The following is a 21319-nucleotide window of genomic DNA, read 5'->3' as shown; positions in this document are numbered from 1 at the left end:
ATCAATCAGTGATTGGGATTTGAATCCAGAATTCTGTTCCTTGTCCCGGTTCAGAATGACATTTTAGAATACCGCCATGTTTTTCCACCACAATCTGGTGACTAATGGATAAGCCTAACCCTGTTCCCTTACCCACTGGTTTTGTAGTAAAGAAGGGATCAAATAAGCGATCGCGCACGGTTTCGCTCATTCCGGGTCCATTATCGCGAATCCGAATTACCGCTTGATTCTTGTCTACAACCTCGGTGCTAATCCAAATCGTTGGATTCAGGGTTGATTGGCTCTTTTCTGTGGCACTTTCCTCGGCTTTAATTAAAGCATCAAAGGCGTCAATGGCATTGCTAATAATATTCATAAAGACTTGATTCAGTTGACCCGCATAACAGGCAACTGCAGGCAATTCCCCGTATTCTTTGATCAGCGTAATTCCTGGAGAATTCCCACAAGGTTTCATCCGGTTGCGAAGAATCAATAAGGTACTATCAATGCCTTCATGAATATTAACTGCCTTCATTTCGGCTTGATCGAGCCGCGAGAAATTCCGCAAGGAAATCACGATTTCTTGAATCCGATCGGCTCCCATTTTCATTGAAGAGAGCATTTTCGGCAAGTCTTCGATGAGGAAGGATAACTCAATGTCTTCAATAAAGTTTTGAATATTTGGCAGCGGATTGGGATAGTACTGTTGATAACATTCGATGAGTTGTAATAAGTCTCCAATATAGTTCGTCGTATGACTAAGATTTCCGGTAATGAAATTAACCGGATTATTGATTTCGTGGGCGATTCCGGCTACCATTTGACCGATTGTAGACATTTTCTCGGTCTGAATTAACAGGGATTGGGTTTGCCGCAATTCGTGTAATGCTTGTTCTAATTGATTTGCCTGAGTTTGAGCCGCTTGCGCCGCCGCCCGGGTTTCGGCAAATAATTCCGCATGTTCGATCGCGATCGCGAGTTGATCCACGACAGCTTGCAGCAATTTAACTTCGCGATCGCTCCATTGGCGCGAACCCTGATAATGACTACAGATAATCGCCCCCAGTTGTCCGGTTTTCGTTTGTAGCGGTAACACTAATCCTGAGGTAATTCCCCAGTCAGCGAGTAGCGATCGGGTTTCGGGGGCTAAGTTTTGGGTTTGGCTGACATCATCAATTCGCAGGGGATGTAATCGGTGAATAATGTCCGCTAAGGGGGTAAGTTGTGGGGGAAGACAGTCGCCTAATAAACTGGGTAAATTGGGATCTCGTGCTTCGTGGGTAACGCTTAAACTGGGTTGATCGGCGTTGGACTTTAACCACAAAAAGTGACAGCCGTCAACCTCCAGCAATCCCCGAATTTCCGTGACGGCTATGTCTAGAATCGTATCGAGTTCTAGGGAATTGCGAATTTGGCTAGCTAACTGAAACAGTAAGGCTTCCCGGCGACTGAGGAGTTCTTCGCGTACCCAAATCCGGTCAATGGCTACCGCGATCGCATTTGCTACCCATCCTAATACCCCTTGCACAATTTTAGAGAAGGGTTGGCAACTTCGTAGGGCAATAAACCCAACCAGACGAGATTCAACAATCAGGGGATAAATTCCGATAAAGGTTTTGTTGGACAAGTCATGTCCCGGCGTTAAGATCGGACGATGAATCGGCTTGAGAGTTTGGGCGACTTTGGCGATTAAGCCTTGGTTGGTGAGGATGCGTTGAGGGAATAGGTGTGTGGGTAACTGTTCACCACTATTCGCCTGCAATTCTAAGACTAAGGGCATTTGCGTCTCGTCTGTGATGCCCGCCACTGTCCAAATCCCAGCACCCAAGGCGTTTAGATGGCGGATCATGGCTTCGGTACAGCGTTTAAGACTTTCACCTAGACTGCCATTTTGTCCCACGAGAACAGCGCCAATATCGGCTTCTAAGGTAGACAGACGCGATCGTTCTAGCAGACTAGCTTTTCGTTGCTTGGTGTTGGTAATATCACGGGCGATCGCATGGATGACACCTGCTTCGGCTAAAGGTAAACAGTTCCAAGCCAGCCATTTATATGATCCATCTCGACATCGATAACGATGCTCAAAGTAAATATCTGACGGACTGCTTAAAAGGGTTTGCCAAGCGGTTAATGTAGCGCTGTGATCATGAGGATGTACGAAATCGAGGAATGATTGAGAGAGAAGTTTATCCTGGCTATAGGCTAAGGTTTTTTCAAAGGCGGGATTAATTCGCTTAAACCTACCATCGAAACCAATCACCGCCATTAAATCAGGTGAGAGGCTAAAAAAGCGATCCAGTTCAATCTTGGCTTGTTTTTGTTCGGTGATATCCTTACAAACTGAGATATATTCATAAGGATTACTTTGGTCATCAACCAACGGCACGATCGTCGTATCCACCCAATAGAGGTTGCCGTCTTTGGCGCGATCCTGAATATCGCCACGCCAGATTTTGCCCTGAGAAATCGTGTCCCACAAGTCCTTAAAAAACTGGTGTGAGTGATAGCCAGAATTGAGTAAACGATGATTAGCGCCATAAAGTTCATCCCTCGAATATTGAGAGATCTGGCAAAATTTATCGTTAACGTAGCGGATCTTACCGTGAGAATCTGTAATCGCGACAATTGACGAGTGATCCAGCGCGACTTTCATATCGATCAGGTTCTGTGGGGATGTTTGTAAGGCTTTTTCCAGCCGTTGACATTGATGAACCTGGGATTCTAAGTCAATTACTTTCTTTTGCCATTCTAACTGCGCGATCGCCTGTCGGCTTAATGAGGCTAGGGCATCCTTTTGTTGCACCGTCAACTGTCGCGGAACTCGGTCGATAACTAATAAAATACCCACCGTTTCATCGTTAGGGGTAACTAAGGGAACGGCGGCATAAAATCGGATCGGGAGTGAAGTTGTTGGAAATTTATCAGAGGCTAGAGTATCTTCAACCACTAATAACGGCTTATTTTCTGTTATTATCTCCTGGCGGATTTGGCGACAAAACTCTAAGTATTGCGGTGTGGAATCGGTGTCTAAACCCACCTGTGATGGCAACCACTGACCTTTGGCATCACAGAGACTAATGAGTGCGATCGGAGTTTGGACAACGCTAGCCGCTAACCGAGTTAAATCGTCAAATGTTGCCTTAGCCGCCGCATCAATATGGCGATCTGGATAGAGTTGCTCAAGGTTGACTGTTGTGTTACTCAATACTAGCGTGTTCATTAACTTAACTACTCCTTACCCTTGTCAAAGCTAGATGCACGAGTGTTACGTCCTTGCCATGGATGTGATGACTCTAGTGTGATCGATGTTGTCTGGTTGAGCAAACCCTATCCTGGCTTCAAGATAGGACAATGTGTGCATAGCTTAAACACATTAGGAAACTCTTGTTTAAAGAAGGGCTTTAGTGTACTATTCAGGTTAGCCCAACCAAATCCTTGTCTGCTCAAAGTAGGTAAGCCTGTTCCTAAACCTACTCGTTGGTCAAGGCTGTCGCTACCAAAATTAACGTCTATACTTCGATTCAGACTTCCACTTTCCTGGCTATTCAGGTGCTGCTTGGAAAGAAAATTCACAATGTTTCCCCTATTCAATTGGTACGTTAGCACCAAGGTAATACGTTTTATCACATAGCAACAAGGGAGAAGTTGCGCTCCAGGAAAGGGGCGGGGAAGAGAGGTTAACCATGTTTCTCCTATTTTGGCAACGTGCAAGTTCACGCTGATGAGGCGTTTACCGCTTCTGATCAGGGGCATTGTGTTACGATCTTAACCAATTTTAGGATAGCTTTACATTTTCTTCATAAAAATGGGTCAACGACCCGCTATCATCGTTAGTTCAGGGCTTAATTCAGTGCCATTCAAAATTGGATTGAGGTGAAGTGTTCTACCGAATTTGGCAACGTTGTTTCTGGGGAGTCTCACTGTTCCTCGGTGTTTTCAGTTTGGCGGTAGCGGTTGCAGCCCAACCTGCACCCGTGTTTATTCCGTTTATGGGACGTATCCAAAAAAATTTGCCTGTGGGGTTAGCCATGCGCTTACCCACTGAGTTACGAGTGAATGATCTGTTGGATATTGATCCAAACCAACTGATCGTCCGGGTTTTTCCCTCGGAAGCCCCCCCAAGTTATATGGTAAGTCTGTTTACCTGCGATCGCAGTCCGAATTCCTGCTTACTGGGTAGCTTTTCGGTACACCCCAAGCAGTCGGCGAGTGCGAGGCGTGATCTCCAACGCCATGAAACCCTAGGCGATCGCATTACTTTAACGCCTACTGTGGCGGGATATCTGATTGAAGGACCTCAGCAAAATCCCTCCTACCCTTTCTCTACGGTGATGTGGCAGCAAAATGAGATGATTTATACGATTAGCTTTCCTGCCATTGAACGACAGAATATTCTCTACATGGCGCTTTCTATGGCAAGGGAACAAGGGTTTTATCGTCGTTAGTGATTGGTCATTTGTCATTTGTCATTGGTCATTTGTCATTGGTCATTCGTCATTGGTCATTCGTCATTTGTCATTGGTCATTTGTCATTGGTTAGGGAATGGGGAATAGGGAATGGGGAATAGGGAATTCATAATTTATCCTTCAGAACTTGGCGAATGACATCGGCTGGAACTTGATCGGTTATGGTGACATGACCGATTTCAGTAGGCAAAATAAATCGCACTTTGCCATCTTTGACTTTCTTATCGGTTTGCAAGGTATCAATAATCGCATCAATATCCAATCCTGGTGGTAACTGAGTCGGTAATCCGGCTTTCTCAATTAACGCCTTTTGACGTTCCGCTTCCTGCGGTGTCCACATCTGAAGTTCTACAGCAATTTGACCCGCCGCAACCATGCCAATTGCCACCGCTTCGCCATGATTAACCACTTTATACCCGGTTAAACTTTCGACCGCATGACCAATCGTGTGACCATAATTTAAAATTGCCCTTAATCCGGCTTCTTTCTCATCCTGACTAACAACATCGGCTTTGGCTTGGCAAGAACGGGATAAAATAAAGGACAATAATTCATCCTCTAAATACCGCCGTTGATCGAGACGCTTTGTACTCTCCAACTTAGTAAATAATTCAGCATCCCAGATTACGCCATATTTAATCACCTCTGCCATTCCCGCCCGTAATTCTCGTGGGGGTAAGGTTTGTAAGACTTGCGGATCAATTAACACAAAGCGGGGTTGGTGAAACGCACCAATTAAGTTTTTGCCTTGGGGATGGTTGACTCCTGTCTTACCGCCAATGGCGGCATCCACCATAGCTAACAGGGAGGTGGGAACTTGCACCACATTAATCCCCCGTAACCAGGTAGCTGCCGCAAACCCGGTCATATCCCCAATTACGCCTCCCCCTAATGCCACCATGGTGGAAGACCGTTCTAAGCGGTTCTGGAGGGCAGCATCATGGATTTTTTGAATGGATTTGAGGGTTTTGTACCGTTCGCCTGCGGGTAAGGTACAATGAGACACCTGATAGCCGACTAACTTCAGCGCCGCGATCGCCCGTTCCCCGTAGCGGCGAAAAATGGCGGGATTGGAGACGAGGAGAACCTTTTTCCCTAGTTTCAGCCGACTCATCCAGACGCCGATATCATCCAAGCTTCCTGGCGCGATCGCAATATCGTAAGACTGCGGTGGTACTTCAACCCGAATCACTGACTTCATCTGATTTGCCCCAAGCAACTGTGGGCTGTATTTTATCCCACTTAATGATTTAATGGTTTAAAGTAAGACGTTTTTGAGAGAACGGTAAATGTCTGGATCTGGAATTGTTGCCTACTTTTTAATCCTCGGTGGTGCTACGGGTGTCGCCCTAGCCCTGTTTTTTGGTCTCAAAGCGGTCAAATTGATTTAAACCGAGAGATGAGTTGATTTAAACCGAGAGATGAGACCCAACAAATTCTGGTTGGGTTTCACGTTGTTCAACCCAACCTACTACTCATTTACCACCACCCGTCTAGGAGTATAGCCGTGAACTCAAGTTCCGGCTAAAAGCTAAAACCCGTTAAAACGGGTTAAAATGTCTAGTCAGCTTTAGCTGACTTTAGCTATCAGCCGGAAATTTATTTCCAGGCTGACTCAAGTTCCGGCTAAAAGCTAAAACCTGTTAAAATCAGGTTAAAACCTCTAGTCAGCTTTAGCTGAGTTTCGCTATCAGCCAGAAATTTATTTCCAGGCTGACTGCAAACGATGATTAGAGGTAAAGCCAGGAAAAACCTGAGCAACTTGATTTGCCTTAAGTTGTATATGTTGCTCTAAGATGGATGCGATCGCGTCTCGAAAATCGGTGGTGACGGCTAAGTCTCGTCCTTGAAATAACGCCGATTCACTCAAACCGGACCATTCCCCATAAACTTTACCACCACGAATCCCACCCCCTAAAATCCACATCACGTTACCATGTCCGTGATCCGTCCCGCCATTGCCATTTTCCTGCACCGTGCGACCGAATTCAGATAAGATAGCGATCGCGGTATCGGAATAGACTGATCCTAATTCCTGGACTAGAGTCACTAATCCTTGTGCCAAAGATTTCAGTTTATTGGCAAACTGACCCTGACTACTTCCCTGATTAATATGAGTATCCCAGCCACCTAACGCCATGAATGCCAATTGAGTCTGGGAATCTCCAACCATTAGCCTCGCCAGATTCCGGGTATCTTTAGCAAATCCATTTGGAGGGGGTGCGCCGTTGTCAGCTTCCCGCATTTCAGCCGCCAGGGTAGCCAGCAAAATTTCTCGCGCTTGTTGTCCTTCCTGATAAGCTAGATGAATCGGATCATTCCCCTGGTAAAGGCGTTCAAAGGCTGCATTGAGTTGAGAACGGTCTACTGACAGAGAACGGGTGGCTTTATTTCCCGGTGGTAGACTAGCCACAGAACTGTTACCCATCATAATAGGCGAGATCATCGAACCGATATTAACAGCTTGAGTGGGTCCTGCTTGAGGGAGAGTTGCTAACAGCCGATTCATCCAACCATCGGACGTGGTTTTATCGCCAGGAGTTCCACTTTCCATATAATTTTGAGCATCAAAATGAGAGCGAGTGGTATCCGGTGATCCGCAAGCATGGACAAACGCTAAACTCCCTTGTTTCCATAAAGGCATCAGGTCAGCTAAGGCGGGATGCAAGCCAAAACGACCATCTAAATCTAGCACTCCTCCCTTTTCTTTGGGTTGGGGAATAGCAATTCTGGGTCTGGCTTCGTAGTAGTCTGGGTCTTGATAGGGAACCACCACATTTAATCCATCGATACCACCGCGCAGGAATATGACAATAAGTCGCTTGTTGGTAGTCGTGGAAGCCATTCCTCTAGCCGCCCAACCATGCAACCCAATCGGAGTAAGTCCAGCAGCAGTCAAAAGGCTAGCGTATTGTAAAAATTTGCGTCGGTTCATGGGGATAAGTGACGGAAAGGGAAAATTGAAAGTCGGGGCGGTTTAGCTGTTGCACACACAAAGGATATCATTAATCACAGGGTAAAAGAGTCAGTTTGTCAAGGTTGTGGCAATAGAGATTTTTGGCGATCGGTTTTGGCATAGTATCCATAGTCCGGGCGGATTGACGCTAAAACTATTGTCTAATAAAGGTTTGACCGTATTCAAAAGGGTTAAAACGTCTAGTCATAATAAACAATAAATGAGGTGATTAAACTGTATAAAACTATTCCAATTAAAACTAATTTTACTGATGAGGAGAAAGCCTATTGGGTGAACCAGTGCCAGAATGCTAACAGCTTAATTAATTGTGCAATTTATCACACTAGGCAGACTTATTATCAGTGGAGAGAAAAGCAGTCCAACGCTCTTGCTTTTTATTGGCGAAGCGATGAATTTCGGTGTGGCTGGAAGCTTTACAGGTGTCGCACGACTTACCCTGAGCTAGACAAGCAGCTCAAACTTAACCCGCATTATAAAGCACTAGCCGCTCAATCTGCACAGCAAACGTTGAAGTCTGTAGGTGAGTCAATCAAGAGTTACAATGGTTTAGTTGATGCTTATTATCAGGGTGAAGTTAACCGTCCATCATTACCTGGCTACAGAAAAAAAGGTGGTTTGGCGGCGGTAACTTTTCCCAAACAGGCTTTAACTTACAAAGATGGATGTTTTCGCCCATCCATCAGCAAAGAATCTAAACCTGAATTAATTACTCAGGTTGAGTTGCCATTGCCAGAGTTCATTGATTCAGATTGGGTCAAAGAAGTGACGGTTCGTCCTTGGCTTGGTGAGTTTTGGATTGATTGGGTGATAGACGACGGAAAAGAACCCGTCAAAGTCAACCCCAGTCTGGATTATTCCCAAGCGTGGGGATTTGACCACGGCGGCACTAATTGGTTAACCGGAGTATCAACTCAAGGGAAGAGTCTGATCATTGATGGGCGCAAGCTCAAGTCAATGAATCAGGGGTATTGCCGCTTAGTCGCTAAGTACAAACAGGGTAAGCCCGAATTTCATTGGGATGGCAACCTAGACCGAGTGCAGCGCAAGCGGAATAACCAGATGAGGGATGCCATTAATAAGGCGGCACGATTCATCATCAATCGGTGTTTAGCTGACGGGATCGGCAATCTGGTTATTGGGTGGAACGAGGGACAGAAAAACAGTCCCAAGATGGGCAAACGGGGTAATCAAAACTTCATGCCCATCCCCACAGGCAGACTGATTGAACGTCTCAAGCAGCTTTGCACGGAATACGGAATTGTACTAACCCTGACCGAGGAAGCTTATACAAGCCAAGCATCATTCTTGGATGGTGATTCATTACCGAAGCACGGTGAAAAACCCGTAGGGTGGACACCATCGGGGACGAGAGTGAAACGTGGACTTTATCGGGTATCTGGCGGTCAATTGATTAATGCCGACTGCAACGGGGCATCAAACATAATCAGGAAAGTAGCCACACATCTAGGAATAAACCTAGCCAAGGTGGGTAAGGGCAGCTTGGCACTGCCGAAACGATATGACCTGTTTTCTCACTTGAGACGATCATATCGTGAGAAATGTGAAGCGACAGTCTTTCAAGCTGTCGCGTAACATCAGCTCAGAATCCTCTCTCTTTTAAGGAGAGGAGATGTCAATCAAACATGGGCGGTTCTTTAAGCTGATTTTCCGAAAAACTGAGGGGACTATGGGAAGGGGGTAAACTATTCACTGTGGCAGGTGTGCGAATTCGTTCTAGCTGACTCAATGCCCAACGCGCTGTTTCCTGAACATCAGCCTCCGGATCATCTAAGGCATAGGATAATAACTGACTGATTTGTGCCACTAATTCATACATCAAGGTCACATCCCGAATCGCGTTTTTACGTACCTGGGGATTATCATCCTGTAGGGAAAGTGCTAACGCCCGATTCATGGGTTTGAGTGTCTTCATGCCAATTTGGGATAGCGCTTCTACAATTAAGCTACGCTGTTGAGAATCAGACTCTAGCATTAGATTCACCAACGGTTGTACCGCCCTGGAATCCCCCCGCTGTGCAAGTTCCCAAATTGCTTTGCGTCGTTTGGCTGGATCAGAGTCTTGTAAGTCTTTAATTAACTGATTGACCCCATTTTTTTTCGCTAGCCGATTCTTGGGTTTAGTCAGTGAGGTTCTAGGTGAAGGTTCAACAGGGGATGACGATTCAGTCAGGTGGGAGTTAGTTACGCTTAATCCTGAAGGATTGTATCCATTTTTATCGGCTTCAGAAGCAGGAGATGGGGTATCAACCGATGCGACAGGTGATGATTCTAGCCCATTGCTACTCGACATTACCATGGGCGGTTCCGGTTCCTCTGGAGGGGAAGAGGGCAGAGAATCCTCGGCTTTGGCAGAGGCTTGCTCTTTTTTGGGACTATCCAATACCTTGATTAAAAAGAATAAGCCTCCACCAAATACGACTAAGGTTCCAGACAAACCGGCGAGTATCCACAAGAGTTGCTTGCGCTGGCTGTTGGATTGAGCTTTTTCAGCATTTTGGTTGTCCTCCTCAGCATTTTCTACTTCCGCCGGAGAATTATCAGGTTCAGGAACTTCCGCCGCCGCTGCTTGCAGCTTAGTCCATGTTGTTAAACCAACAACACCATCAGCGTTGAGATCGATTGACTCTTGAAATTCAATAACGGCTAGCCGGGTAGTGTCTCCATAGACGCCATCAGTATCGCCCTCATAGTAGCCTAGCTTTTTCAGTCGAGTCTGTAAGGCTTGCACCGTTTCACCTCGACTACCCACTTGCAGGGGTAATTCCTCAATGCCTTTAGGACTTGGGGATTGGGCGAGGACTAGGGGTTGGGATAGGTTAACCGAAGAATGGGCGATCGCAGGATTTAATCCCACAAAAGAACCAATGCCCATAAACCCACCCAGGCAGGTCATATAGGCAGCTAGAAACACAGGGGAGCGATGGCAAGTCATAGGGAAATTAGGAACTTGAAGGGTTTGCCATGATAGTTTGCCTATTGTAGTCTCACTCCAAGATAGCTCAGATCCTTACTTGTGACGTACTCCTATATTAAATGCCATTCCTCTCATGTCAAATCGAAGATTTTGATGTGAGAGGCAATGGCTATTTAAGCTGAAATAGGTTAGCGGGGTAATCCTTCTACTTCAGAATCCTGAAGTTTGATCGGTAAAGCAATTAACCCCATCGCCTTCAAGCTGCGGATAATGCGATCGCTAGTCGTTAAGGGTTCGGCGGTAACCGTTTGATTGACAGTCGTCCAGGCTTGGCGGAATGATGCTAATCCCTGAGCAATTTCCTGACGCTGATTAATCAAATAGATACTCACTAACGTTAAACTGACGCCTACCCATTGCAAGGAACTCAAGACTTCCCCTAAAAACAGATTGCCAAATAGCAGGGCAAACACAGGAGTCAGAAACGTCAAAGCGCTGAGACTGGTGAGATTCCCCTTAGAGGCAAAATAGAAGAATAACCCGTAGGCGATCGCACTACCAAATATTGTTGAGTAAGCCAGTGCCATCCAACCACTTAAGTCAATGTTCACCCACTGTTGAGATTCCCACATCCCCGACAGCGCAAACAAGGGTAATCCGCCTAAAATCATGTGCCAACCTGTCGCCACAACCGGATCGGCATATCGACAGATAAAGCCAATGAGTACCGTTCCCACAGCCATCGACAGGGACGCCAGTAACATCAGCCATTCCCCATTTTGAAACAGATGCTGCCAACTCAATTCCACAGTTGCCACATTGCCATGGAGCAGGCTCACAATCCAGGCATCGGGCAACCCAATCAAACTAATGCCCACAATACCAATTGCCAGTCCTATGCCACCCCACAGACCAATAATTTCACCAAACAGCCAACCTGACAGTAAGGCTACAGCTAAAGGCTGAGAATCAATCATCACCGAACCCAAGCCAGCCCCGGTTCGCACTAAGCCCTCGGCTAAAAATCCTTGAAATAAAGCACCATCTATCAACGCAAACAGGCTAATCCATAACCAAGCTGCCCACCCTTTAGGCTGAGGACGCCCCATCATCGATGCTGCAATTAGGATCAGCACTCCAGCAGGGACTAAACGCACTCCTGCCATAAATAGAGGAGTTGTATCGGGAATGACGCCTTTCATCGCGACCATCGCCGTCCCCCACAGGAAAAACGGTGCAATCAACAGTAGGGGCGCACGGCGTGCGCCCTTTAAGGGGGCAAAAGGGGATTGGTTGGTTATTTTGAGCTGCATAAGATCGTGTTTATTATCAACGCTGGGGATCAACCCGATATATTTTTTTACGATTCTTTACATAGATTGTACTCAATTTTTACTTTATGTTAAGCATACGAGACAAAAATGTCATGGGTTATTGTCCTTTGTCCTTCGTCCTTCGTCATTCGACAGGTCTGTGCTGAAAACATGATTCGGACAAAAAGTCTGAGATCGTGCAAACTGGTAAAGTAATATAGCGGTTCTCACGCTGGCTAACGTATTTAACGTGGCGGGACACCGCTTCGTGTCTACATCCCTATTTTTGAAACGATATGCCCTGGCCCTTTAAGCCTAAATCGCGTAAACAAATTGCTCGCATCGAAATCACGGGTTTGATTGCTGGTAATACTCGCCAACGGGTACTAGACGCGCTCAAAACCGTGGAAGAAAAGAAATTTCCTGCCTTACTGTTGCGAATTGACAGTCCTGGCGGCACCGTGGGTGACTCTCAGGAAATCTACAGCGCCTTGATGCGCCTGCGGGAGAAGGTGAAAATTATTGCCAGTTTTGGGAATATCTCCGCCTCTGGGGGAGTCTATGTTGGTATGGGAGCTGAACATATTGTGACCAACCCCGGTACGATTACAGGAAGCATTGGCGTTATCCTGCGCGGTAATAATCTAGAACGCCTCTTGGATAAGGTTGGAGTGTCCTTCAAAGTTGTTAAATCGGGTCCCTACAAAGATATTCTGGGGTTTGACCGCGAACTCACTGAACCCGAAAAGACGATTCTGCAAGAGATGATTGATACGAGTTATCAGCAGTTCGTGCAAACCGTTGCTGAAGCACGAAACCTAGCGGTGGAAACGGTGAGAAGCTTTGCTGATGGTCGAATTTTTACGGGTCAGCAAGCCTTGGATTTAGGGGTGGTTGATCGCCTCGGCACTGAAGAAGATGCCCGTCGCTGGGCAGCCGAACTGGTGGGTCTTGACCCAGAGAAAACAAAATGTGAGACGATTGAGGAACCTAAGCGCCTCTTGAGTCGTTTGATTCCTGGCAATACGGGTCGGATGAACTCGGGGTTATCGGCAGGGATAAATTGGTTAGAATTTGAACTATCGACCAGTGGTCAACCGCTTTGGCTCTATCGACCTTAGGGGTTTGCTCCAGGAACAGGGGAGCAGGAGAGCAGAGGTGCAGGGAAAACAAAAGAGTTAACTCACGCACCATGCCCTCGAAGCTTGTGAAGGTTCAAAGCTCAAAACCTAGTCAGGGCGGGTTTTGTACAAAGATTACCATCAATAGCTGGCACGAAAATCCCTAAACCCGCCCCTACAAACCAGATTCCCTTGAGCGAAGCGAAGGGTCAAAACTCAAAACTTTTTAGGAGGATATCAACAGTGGAGTGGCGTGTTCGAGCGATTCGTGGGGCAACAACGGTGTCAGAAAATACGGTTGCAGCAATTCGAGAGGCTGTAACAGAACTTTTAGATGAGATAGAAACCCATAATCAGATCGACCACGAGGAAATGATCAGTGTAATCTTTACAACGACACGGGATTTGGATACGATTTTTCCTGCCGCGATCGCACGCGAACGTCCTCATTGGGAAAATGTAGCATTACTCGATCTCCAGCAAATGCATGTGGAAGAAAGCCTGGAACGCTGCATCCGATGCCTCATCCATATTAATACCCCAGTGAGCCAAACCGAGATTTATCACCCTTATCTGCGCCAAGCGAAAAATTTAAGACCCGATTGGAGTTTGGCTCAATTAAGTTAACTAACCTCCAAATTAAACCCGGGCAAAACCTTCTTTCCTGACAACACGACAGGAATTCTGAGTACTTCCACCTCTCTCAAAGGACAAAGGGAAAAGCGCCCCTGTGATTGCCGAAAAGTCGATTGCCCAAAAAACTGATGACTGATGACTGAAAAACCTACTGCTGACTGACATTCGGTGGATCAATGCGGTTGGCGATCGCGGCCACCACTACAATCGGCAGTCCAATAACCAAACAAATCAGCCATTGATTCAGATTCAACGGGTAAGTGGCAAACAAGTTATTCATCACGCCCCATTGACTGAAAATCGCCTGCAAAACAATCGTTACGCCAATCCCCACCCAAATCATCGGTACAGACGCAACGCGATCGAGGCGACCGCGCAGTTTCCCCCACAAGGTCAGCCCGATTTGACTCAAACTGAGTAAGTAAAAAATCCGTCCGGCCACTAAAGCTTGAATCGCCATCGTCCGGGCTAAATCGATATTGCCCGTGGTCGTGCGAATCCACTCAAAAACGCCAAAAATCACAATCCAATTAAACAGCGAAATTAGCACAATGCGTTTAATTAAACTGCGATTGAGTAACGGTTGATGAGGCGATAAAGGCGGTTGTTGCATGACATTATTGGCTTTCGGTTCAAAAGCCAAAGGAACCGTCATGGCAATAGAGTTCACCATATTCAGCCACAGCACTTGCAAAGATAAAATCGGCAGAAACTCAGCGCGAGCCAGTAATACACTAATAAAAATCGTCATCGACTCACCCCCATTCACTGGTAGAATAAACGCGATCGCTTTCATTAAGTTGCGATACACCGTGCGTCCTTCTTCTACCGCCGCTTCAATCGAAGCAAAGTTATCATCAGTGAGAATCATATCCGCCGCTTCTTTAGCCACTTCGGTTCCCGCTTTCCCCATAGCAATGCCAATATCCGCGCTTTTGAGCGCCGGAGCATCATTCACCCCATCCCCAGTCATTGCCACCACATCGCCTTTAGATTGTAAAGCTTCAACCAGGCGCAATTTTTGTTCGGGAGCGACGCGAGCAAACACAACCCCATCTTCTACTGCATTGGCTAACTCGGTTTCGTTCATCTCCGAGAGTTCTTGACCCGTAAACGCGATCGTCTCTCCTTGACGTTTTAAGCGCATTTGCAGCGCGATCGCCTTCGCTGTGACCTTATGATCCCCCGTAATCATTTTGACGCGGATTCCGGCGTTTTTACAGGCTTCTACGGCTTTAATCGCTTCGGGACGAGGCGGATCGATCATGCCCTGCAAGCCCAAAAATTGAAACCCGCTATTGATATCTTCTGGCTCAATTACGTTTTGCTGAACGGTTTTACGAGCTAACGCCAAAACGCGCAAGCCTTCTGCGGCCATGGTTTCGACAATTTCGTGGATTGGCGCGGCGTTGAGGGCTTGAGGACGAGCATCGACATCTAAAACCGCCTCGCACCGAGACAACACCGCTTCGACCGACCCTTTTAAATAAACCACTTTCTCCCCTTGCTGTTTATCTTCGTGCAAGGTAGCCATATACTGATGCTCGGATTCAAAGGGAATGGTATCTAAGCGGGGTTGCTTTTCTTCTAGATCGTTCGCCCAAAATCCAGCTTTGCGTGCGGCGGTAATCAATGCACCTTCGGTGGGGTCACCGACTACTTTCCAAGTGTCTTCCTGTTTGTCTACATGGGAGTCATTACAAAGCAAACCCGCAATCAGACAATCTTTGAGAACAGGGATTTTTTCAACCTCGATCGTGTTCTCGTCTTGGGAAATTTGGCCTTCGGGAGTGTAACCGCTTCCCGACACGCGATAATTTTGATTGCCTGCATAGATGCTTTGCACCGTCATTTGGTTTTCTGTCAGAGTTCCGGTTTTGTCCGAACAAATAACCGTAGCGCTTCCCAGGGTTTCGACGGCGGGTAATTTACGGATAATGGCGTGACGATTGGCCATGCGCGACACCCCAATGGCTAGGGCAATCGTGACCACGGCGGGTAAACCTTCGGGAATGGCACTCACAGCCAAAGCAATGGCCGCTTCAAACATCGATGTCCAGGCTTCTCCATAACCCAAACCGACAACAAAGGTAAAGGTGGCAACGCCTAAAATAACGTAGAGCAGTTGGCGGCTAAATTTATCGAATTTACGGGTGAGGGGAGTAATCAGATTAGCTTGTTTGTCCATTAATTGAGAAATACGCCCAGTTTCGGTGTTTTTCCCAATGGCAATCACGACCCCTTGGGCTTGACCGGCAGTGACAAAACTGCCCGCATAAGCCATACTTTTACGATCCGCTAGGGCGGCATCAGCATCAACTGCTTCGGCATTTTTTTCGACTGCCGTTGATTCCCCGGTTAATGCCGATTCATTCACTTGTAAGTTTTTGACTTCAATTAAGCGTAAATCTGCCGGGACTTTATCACCAGAGGTTAAAAAGACCAAATCCCCCGGCACTAATTCGGCTGAATAAACGGTGGTTTTATTGCCATCGCGGCGAACGGTTGCATCGGTTTGAACAGAAGAAGATAAGGCCGCGATCGCGTTTTCAGCTTTCATTTCTTGGACAAAGCCGACAACAGCATTAATAAAGACAACGCCCCAAATCACCCAAGCATTCGTCCATTCATTTAAAAAAGCTTTAACAATCCCGGCAAGAATCAATATATAAAGGAGCGGTTGATTAAATTGTTCTAAAAACTTGAGAACTGGATTTTTGCCCCCTTTGGCTTCGATGGTATTAGAACCAAATTTATTTTTTCGTTCTTGAACTTCAGCTTGGCTTAACCCTTGTTGGCGATTGAGTTGAACTCGCTCTAAGGTTTCTGCAACGGCTAAAGAATGCCATTGATTATCTTGGGGGTTTTCTAAATTGTTCATACGCCAAATGTGGTTAAACTGTAATTGATGAAAACTGCGGGACAAGCCAAATCATTAGTTACGCTCGCAGAATAATTGCATCATTCAGTTTACAACGCGCTCTACATCAAGCCATCAACCTATGGTATGACCAATCGGTCGTTTTTTCCTTTCAATTCGGAAAGCTCATCAAGACCATTCACATTGGGTAAACTAAATACAGTCTGAGAGCTAAACACCAAACCTAACTGAGTTTGTTCGTTCCAAACCCCAACCTTAATAATCAAATTTGCCTCTTGAGTGCCTCCTTCACCACCAATAGGCGTCACGATAATCAATTTTCCATTCGATGAACGTTAAAGCTGTAAGTCTGGATTTGCCTGACACAATTGAAAAAACTGCTCCCGTGTCAGGGTCATAATTGGCTCTAAATTCAGTACCGTTGTCATAGCACCTTAAACGCCAGTTAGAAAAATTACTTAGGGTTTAAAAAACTAGAGGGTTGACTCAGGGAAATACCTCGTTTTTTAGACACACTCCGCCCCATTATCGACGCCAGAGATTCACGTTTGCGTAAATCTAGCATTTCTGCCAGACTCTGCTCATCCTTATCCAACGGATTTTTTTCTTGATCAGGTACGACGGTTACTTCAGTTTCCGGATCATAGGCAACTGTCTGGGCAGAGTCCAGCGTCTGGATTGCTGGTGTATTTGCCGCCGATTGCGGCGGTTGGGAAACTTGACGGTGATTTACGGGGCGTCGCCGTTTTTTGCGCCGGGTTGATTTAGACGGTTTGATAACTTGACGACGTTGAGTAGATTGCCTAAACGCCTGAGTAACTAACCAAGAACCGGCAGCACAACCCAAGGCTAGACCCAAAAATAAAGTAAGGGGTAAACCTTCTTTTGGTGAAGCGTTTTCTGGCGAGGAGGTTATCGGAGAGTTCGATAAGGGTGTCTGTCTTGCGGTTGATTCCAAAATCGTTGAGACCAAGGGTTTCGGCACAGACTTATCTGACTCAATCCGCCCTGGATTGAGTAAACCAACTGATGCCACAGTGCCAATCAAGACGAGAAAGCCCCAGATTGTTCCCCAAAAGACAAAGGGATACCTGTTAACGAGCTGCTGTAATACCTGTGGGTAATTGTGCTGTTCGGAAGAATGGTCAGATGAATTGAGCATTGACGCCCTTTACAGTCAGGATCAACTTGAAAACGCGACGCTTTGCGCCTTGAGAGTAGAGAAACCACTATGCTGAAGGAATTTTAACATGGTTTCTTGGACAACATGACAAAAATCCTCTCAATGCCATTACCCAGATGCGCTAGCATTAACAATCGCAAGGCGTAATTTAAAGGGTGATCGAAGAGTATGACAGGAGAGCGAACATCTACACTCAGCATTCGTGAGCAAAAGCAGCAACCGCATCACCCGGATAGTCCTGCTCACACTCGCTTACCTCATGGCAGATCATCACGCCCAACTTGGACGATTGAGGAGAGTGAGAAACTTTATCGGATTCAGGGATGGGGAGAACCCTACTTTTCGATTAACGCCGTCGGTCATGTGACGGTTTCCCCCAAAGGCGATCGCGGCGGTTCCCTGGATTTGTTTGAATTAGTCGAAGCGCTCAAAGGACGTAATCTGGAACTCCCGTTATTAATTCGCTTTTCCGATATCCTTGCCGATCGCATTGAGCGCTTAAATGCTTGTTTTGCCAAGGCGATCGCTCGCTATAATTACCCCGGTCGTTACCAGGGGGTTTATCCGGTCAAGTGTAATCAACACCGACATCTCGTTGAAGAGTTGGTACAGGTTGGACACCCGTATCAGTTTGGCTTAGAAGCGGGTTCTAAACCGGAACTGATGATTGCCCTAGCCACATTAAAAACTGATGGCGCTCTGCTTATCTGTAATGGTCACAAAGACCGAGAATATATCGAAACGGCACTGTTATCCATGCGGTTGGGACAAAAACCGATTATTGTGATTGAGCAACTCGAAGAAGTCCAGCTTGTGATTGACATTTCGGCAAAACTAGGTATTGAGCCGATAGTCGGTGTACGAGCCAAACTGAGTACAAAAGGGAGTGGGCGTTGGGGAGAATCCACAGGCGATCGCGCTAAGTTTGGTCTGACGCTTCCGGAGATCCTTTCCTGTGTCAATCAACTCCGGGATGCTGGATTGCTCAACGCCTTGCAGTTATTGCACTTTCATATTGGCTCTCAAACCTCTGCGATTAGCGTGATTAAAGATGCGATTCGAGAAGCCAGTCAAATCTATGTCGAGTTGCGTGCCTTGGGCGCTAATATGAACTATCTGGATGTGGGGGGTGGTTTAGCCATTGACTATGACGGCTCTAAAACCAACTTCCACGCCTCGAAAAATTACAACATGCAGAATTATGCCAACGATATCGTTGCCGAGGTGAAGGAAGCCTGTGAAGCTCGTCAGATTCCCGCCCCGGTATTAATTAGTGAAAGTGGTCGCGCGATCGCCTCTCATCAATCCGTACTCATCTTTGATGTCCTCAATACCAGCGATGTTCTCTCTGGAGAACCTGCACCTGCTCACCAGAACGAACATCTGATTATCCGTAACCTCTGGGAAACTTACGGAAATATCACTGTCGAAAATTACCAAGAAGCTTACCACGACGCTATTCAATTCAATGAAGAAGCCAAAAGCCTGTTCAATCTCGGTTATCTCAGCCTGACTCAACGGGCTAGAGCCGAACAATTGTACTGGGCGTGCTGTGAGAAAATTCTCAACATTGTTAGGACTCAGGACTATGTACCTGACGATCTCGAAGACTTAGAAAAAACAATGGCGTCAATTTATTACGTCAACTTATCGGTCTTTCAATCAGTTCCCGATTCCTGGGCGATGAACCAACTCTTTCCAATTATGCCCATCCATCGGCTGAATGAGGAACCCACCTGTCGAGGTATCTTAGCCGATTTGACCTGTGACAGTGACGGCAAAATTAACCAGTTTATCGACCTACGGGATGTTAAATCTGTGCTGGAACTGCATCCGTTAAGAAAAGCGAAAGTACAGGAAAACCAGGGTAGTGGCGGGGAGTTTACGGATAAGGTAACTCAATCGACTGTTCTAGAGAAATCGGGAACAACCTCTCATCCTCAAACCAGAGAACCCTATTACCTCGGCTTATTTTTAGTCGGAGCTTACCAAGAAATTATGGGCAATTTACACAACCTATTTGGCAACACTAATACTGTCCATATTCGACTCACACCCAGAGGCTATGAAATTGAGCATCTGGTTAAGGGAGATACCATAACAGAAGTATTGAGTTATGTACAGTACGACGCTGAGGACTTAGTGGAAAGCATTCGTCGTCGCACCGAACAAGCTCTACGAGAGAATAGCATTACCTTGGCAGAATCCCAACGGTTGCTGCAAAACTACCAGAAGAGTCTGAGTAGTTATACTTATCTGTCTTCTTAGGAGAAGTTGCCCCCAGCTTCCCCTGCTTCCCCAGCTCCCCCTGCTCCCCCTGCTCCCGAACCCCACCACAATACTTATTCAGCCGACCCGAAATACGGTGAAATTGCCCACCCAACCAGCAACATGGATGGTTGGGTGAGCAACTCAGAGGTTATGGACTAACCATTTTGACCCAGAAGAATTTCATCAATCGCTTGCTTTTCTTCAGGATCTTGGGATGGAGGTGTCTGGCGGGTATCCGTAATCAGCCAATCGAGGGCAGCCGCTTGCACGTCAATTGTTGCACCCGTCTTATCAACGCAGTAACGTCCAAAGACCAGCTTATCGACTAAGCGAACGCCTGCACCCAAGCGGGAATATTCAAAAATAACGCTGTTATCAACCGTTGCACCTTTACAGATCCAGCAATTCGGACCAATCATCGATGGACCAATAATTTTGGCACCATCTTCAATATGGGTCATGCCGCCAATGTAAACCGGTCCTTTGACATCCACTTTATCCCAATTGACCGCCACATTTAATCCGGTGTAAACCCCGGGAGCCACTTGTTTACCGGGAATCGAGACATTTTTGATGTCTCCCGTCAAAACACCCCGAACCGCATGCCAATAGTCGGGAACTTTGCCAATGTCTACCCACTGGAAATCCATTGATACGGCATAAAAGGGCGCATCCATTTCCACTAATTTAGGAAATAAATCGCCACCGATGTCATATTCCTGACCAGATGGAATATAATCTAAGACTTCGGGTTCAAAAATATAAATGCCCGTATTGATATTGGTGCTGAGAGCTTCTTCTACCGAGGGTTTTTCCTGGAAAGTTTTAATCCGACCGCTTTCGTCAGTCACCACCACACCATAGCTAGAGACTCGCTCTCGCGGCACGGGTTTGGTCACAATCGTAGCCACAGAACCTTTTTCTTTATGCCACTTGACAGCAGCAGACAGATCGAGATCAATCAGAGCATCCCCGCAAAGGACAACAAAGGTGTCGTCAAAAAAGGGATAAAAGTCTTGGATCTTACGCATGCCACCTGCAGAACCCAAGGCTTCTCCTACCAGTTGACCATCGATAATTCGACCTTCAAATGAATAGGTAATTTCGACACCAAATCGTTGACCGTCCCGGAAGTAGCCTTCAATTTCATGAGCTAAGTGAGAGACGTTAACCACAACTTGCTCAAAACCATGCTGCCTTAGAAGTTCTAATAAAAACTCCATCACAGGTTTTTGCAGGATGGGAATCAATGGTTTGGGAATGGTGTAGGTAATGGGGCGAACCCGAGTCCCCTTACCGGCTGCCAGAATCATGGCTTTCATAAAATTATCTTCCTCAAGCTATGCCACAAATGTTCAAGTTGGTCAATAGAGTCTGATGCTCAGTGGTTGCCCTTAAGGACGTTGAACCGTTGTCAAGACTCATCCTATATACCGGGAAAAATGACAGAGATCAGGTGACAAAAGGGTAGGTTCACAAAAGTTTGAGTGACTACCGATACCTAATCAATCACTATGCACCACTGACCTGGGTAAGTATGTAGGAGGCTACATACC

The 21319-nt window shown here is 46.5% G+C and carries 14 protein-coding genes and 1 pseudogene; 6 read left to right on the top strand and 9 right to left on the bottom strand.

Features of this window, described 5'->3' with window-relative positions:
* Position 1: 1 nt before the first annotated feature.
* Complete coding sequence (locus RIC07_RS25030) at positions 2–3199, bottom strand: PAS domain S-box protein (RefSeq protein ID WP_446396873.1); 3198 nt, start codon at positions 3197–3199, stop codon at positions 2–4.
* 658 nt (positions 3200–3857) lie between these two features.
* Between RIC07_RS25030 and RIC07_RS25025 the strand changes: the two genes are divergently transcribed.
* Positions 3858–4424, top strand: coding sequence for a hypothetical protein (locus tag RIC07_RS25025; RefSeq protein WP_446396872.1), 567 nt, complete (start codon positions 3858–3860; stop codon positions 4422–4424).
* Positions 4425–4552: 128 nt separating this feature from the next.
* Here the strand turns inward: RIC07_RS25025 and aroB are convergent, their stop codons facing one another.
* The gene (gene aroB, locus RIC07_RS25020) at positions 4553–5647 is read right to left on the bottom strand and encodes a 3-dehydroquinate synthase (protein ID WP_446396871.1); all 1095 of its coding nucleotides are present in this window, start codon (positions 5645–5647) and stop codon (positions 4553–4555) included.
* Between the two features lie 88 nt (positions 5648–5735).
* Between aroB and petL the strand changes: the two genes are divergently transcribed.
* Positions 5736–5837, top strand: coding sequence for a cytochrome b6-f complex subunit PetL (petL, locus tag RIC07_RS25015; RefSeq protein ID WP_044207473.1), 102 nt, complete (start codon positions 5736–5738; stop codon positions 5835–5837).
* A 311-nt stretch (positions 5838–6148) separates the two neighbouring features.
* Here the strand turns inward: petL and RIC07_RS25010 are convergent, their stop codons facing one another.
* On the bottom strand, positions 6149–7381 hold the full coding sequence (locus RIC07_RS25010) for a DUF1501 domain-containing protein (protein ID WP_446396870.1): 1233 nt from the start codon (positions 7379–7381) through the stop codon (positions 6149–6151).
* A 255-nt stretch (positions 7382–7636) separates the two neighbouring features.
* On the opposite strand from RIC07_RS25010, the gene RIC07_RS25005 reads away from it, so the two are divergent.
* Positions 7637–9016: an RNA-guided endonuclease InsQ/TnpB family protein gene (locus RIC07_RS25005; protein WP_446380346.1), complete on the top strand. Its 1380-nt coding sequence runs from the start codon at positions 7637–7639 to the stop codon at positions 9014–9016.
* Positions 9017–9056: 40 nt separating this feature from the next.
* On the opposite strand, the gene RIC07_RS25000 is transcribed toward RIC07_RS25005, so the two are convergent.
* Together RIC07_RS25000 and RIC07_RS24995 are read right to left on the bottom strand one after the other, a co-directional pair.
* Entirely contained in the window at positions 9057–10376 is a 1320-nt protein-coding gene (locus RIC07_RS25000; protein WP_446396869.1) for a peptidoglycan-binding protein, read from the bottom strand.
* Between the two features lie 170 nt (positions 10377–10546).
* Positions 10547–11671: a DMT family transporter gene (locus RIC07_RS24995; RefSeq protein WP_446396868.1), complete on the bottom strand. Its 1125-nt coding sequence runs from the start codon at positions 11669–11671 to the stop codon at positions 10547–10549.
* Between the two features lie 296 nt (positions 11672–11967).
* On the opposite strand from RIC07_RS24995, the gene sppA reads away from it, so the two are divergent.
* A complete protein-coding gene (gene sppA, locus RIC07_RS24990) occupies positions 11968–12792 on the top strand; it encodes a signal peptide peptidase SppA (RefSeq protein WP_446370336.1) in 825 nt (274 codons plus the stop codon).
* 243 nt (positions 12793–13035) lie between these two features.
* Entirely contained in the window at positions 13036–13419 is a 384-nt protein-coding gene (gene aroH, locus RIC07_RS24985; RefSeq protein WP_446396867.1) for a chorismate mutase, read from the top strand.
* Positions 13420–13576: 157 nt separating this feature from the next.
* Here aroH and RIC07_RS24980 read toward each other — a convergent pair whose 3' ends face one another.
* From RIC07_RS24980 to RIC07_RS24970, 3 genes and pseudogenes are all read right to left on the bottom strand, one after another.
* Complete coding sequence (locus RIC07_RS24980; protein WP_446396866.1) at positions 13577–16309, bottom strand: cation-translocating P-type ATPase; 2733 nt, start codon at positions 16307–16309, stop codon at positions 13577–13579.
* Positions 16310–16494: 185 nt separating this feature from the next.
* Positions 16495–16737 (bottom strand): annotated as a pseudogene (locus RIC07_RS24975) (Uma2 family endonuclease); the annotation flags it as partial.
* A gap of 26 nt (positions 16738–16763) precedes the next feature.
* Complete coding sequence (locus RIC07_RS24970) at positions 16764–17471, bottom strand: hypothetical protein (RefSeq protein WP_446396865.1); 708 nt, start codon at positions 17469–17471, stop codon at positions 16764–16766.
* A 189-nt stretch (positions 17472–17660) separates the two neighbouring features.
* Here RIC07_RS24970 and speA point away from each other — a divergent pair, with 189 nt between their 5' ends.
* Positions 17661–19760 (top strand): biosynthetic arginine decarboxylase, encoded by a 2100-nt coding sequence (gene speA, locus RIC07_RS24965; protein ID WP_446396864.1) that lies wholly within the window; start codon positions 17661–17663, stop codon positions 19758–19760.
* Between the two features lie 158 nt (positions 19761–19918).
* Here speA and RIC07_RS24960 read toward each other — a convergent pair whose 3' ends face one another.
* Entirely contained in the window at positions 19919–21085 is a 1167-nt protein-coding gene (locus RIC07_RS24960) for a sugar phosphate nucleotidyltransferase (protein WP_006101514.1), read from the bottom strand.
* Positions 21086–21319: the final 234 nt, after the last annotated feature.

The sequence above is a fragment of the Coleofasciculus sp. E1-EBD-02 genome (assembly GCF_040218245.1).
In the GTDB taxonomy this organism is placed as follows: domain Bacteria; phylum Cyanobacteriota; class Cyanobacteriia; order Cyanobacteriales; family Coleofasciculaceae; genus Coleofasciculus.
This window is presented reverse-complemented; position numbering and strand designations above follow the sequence as displayed.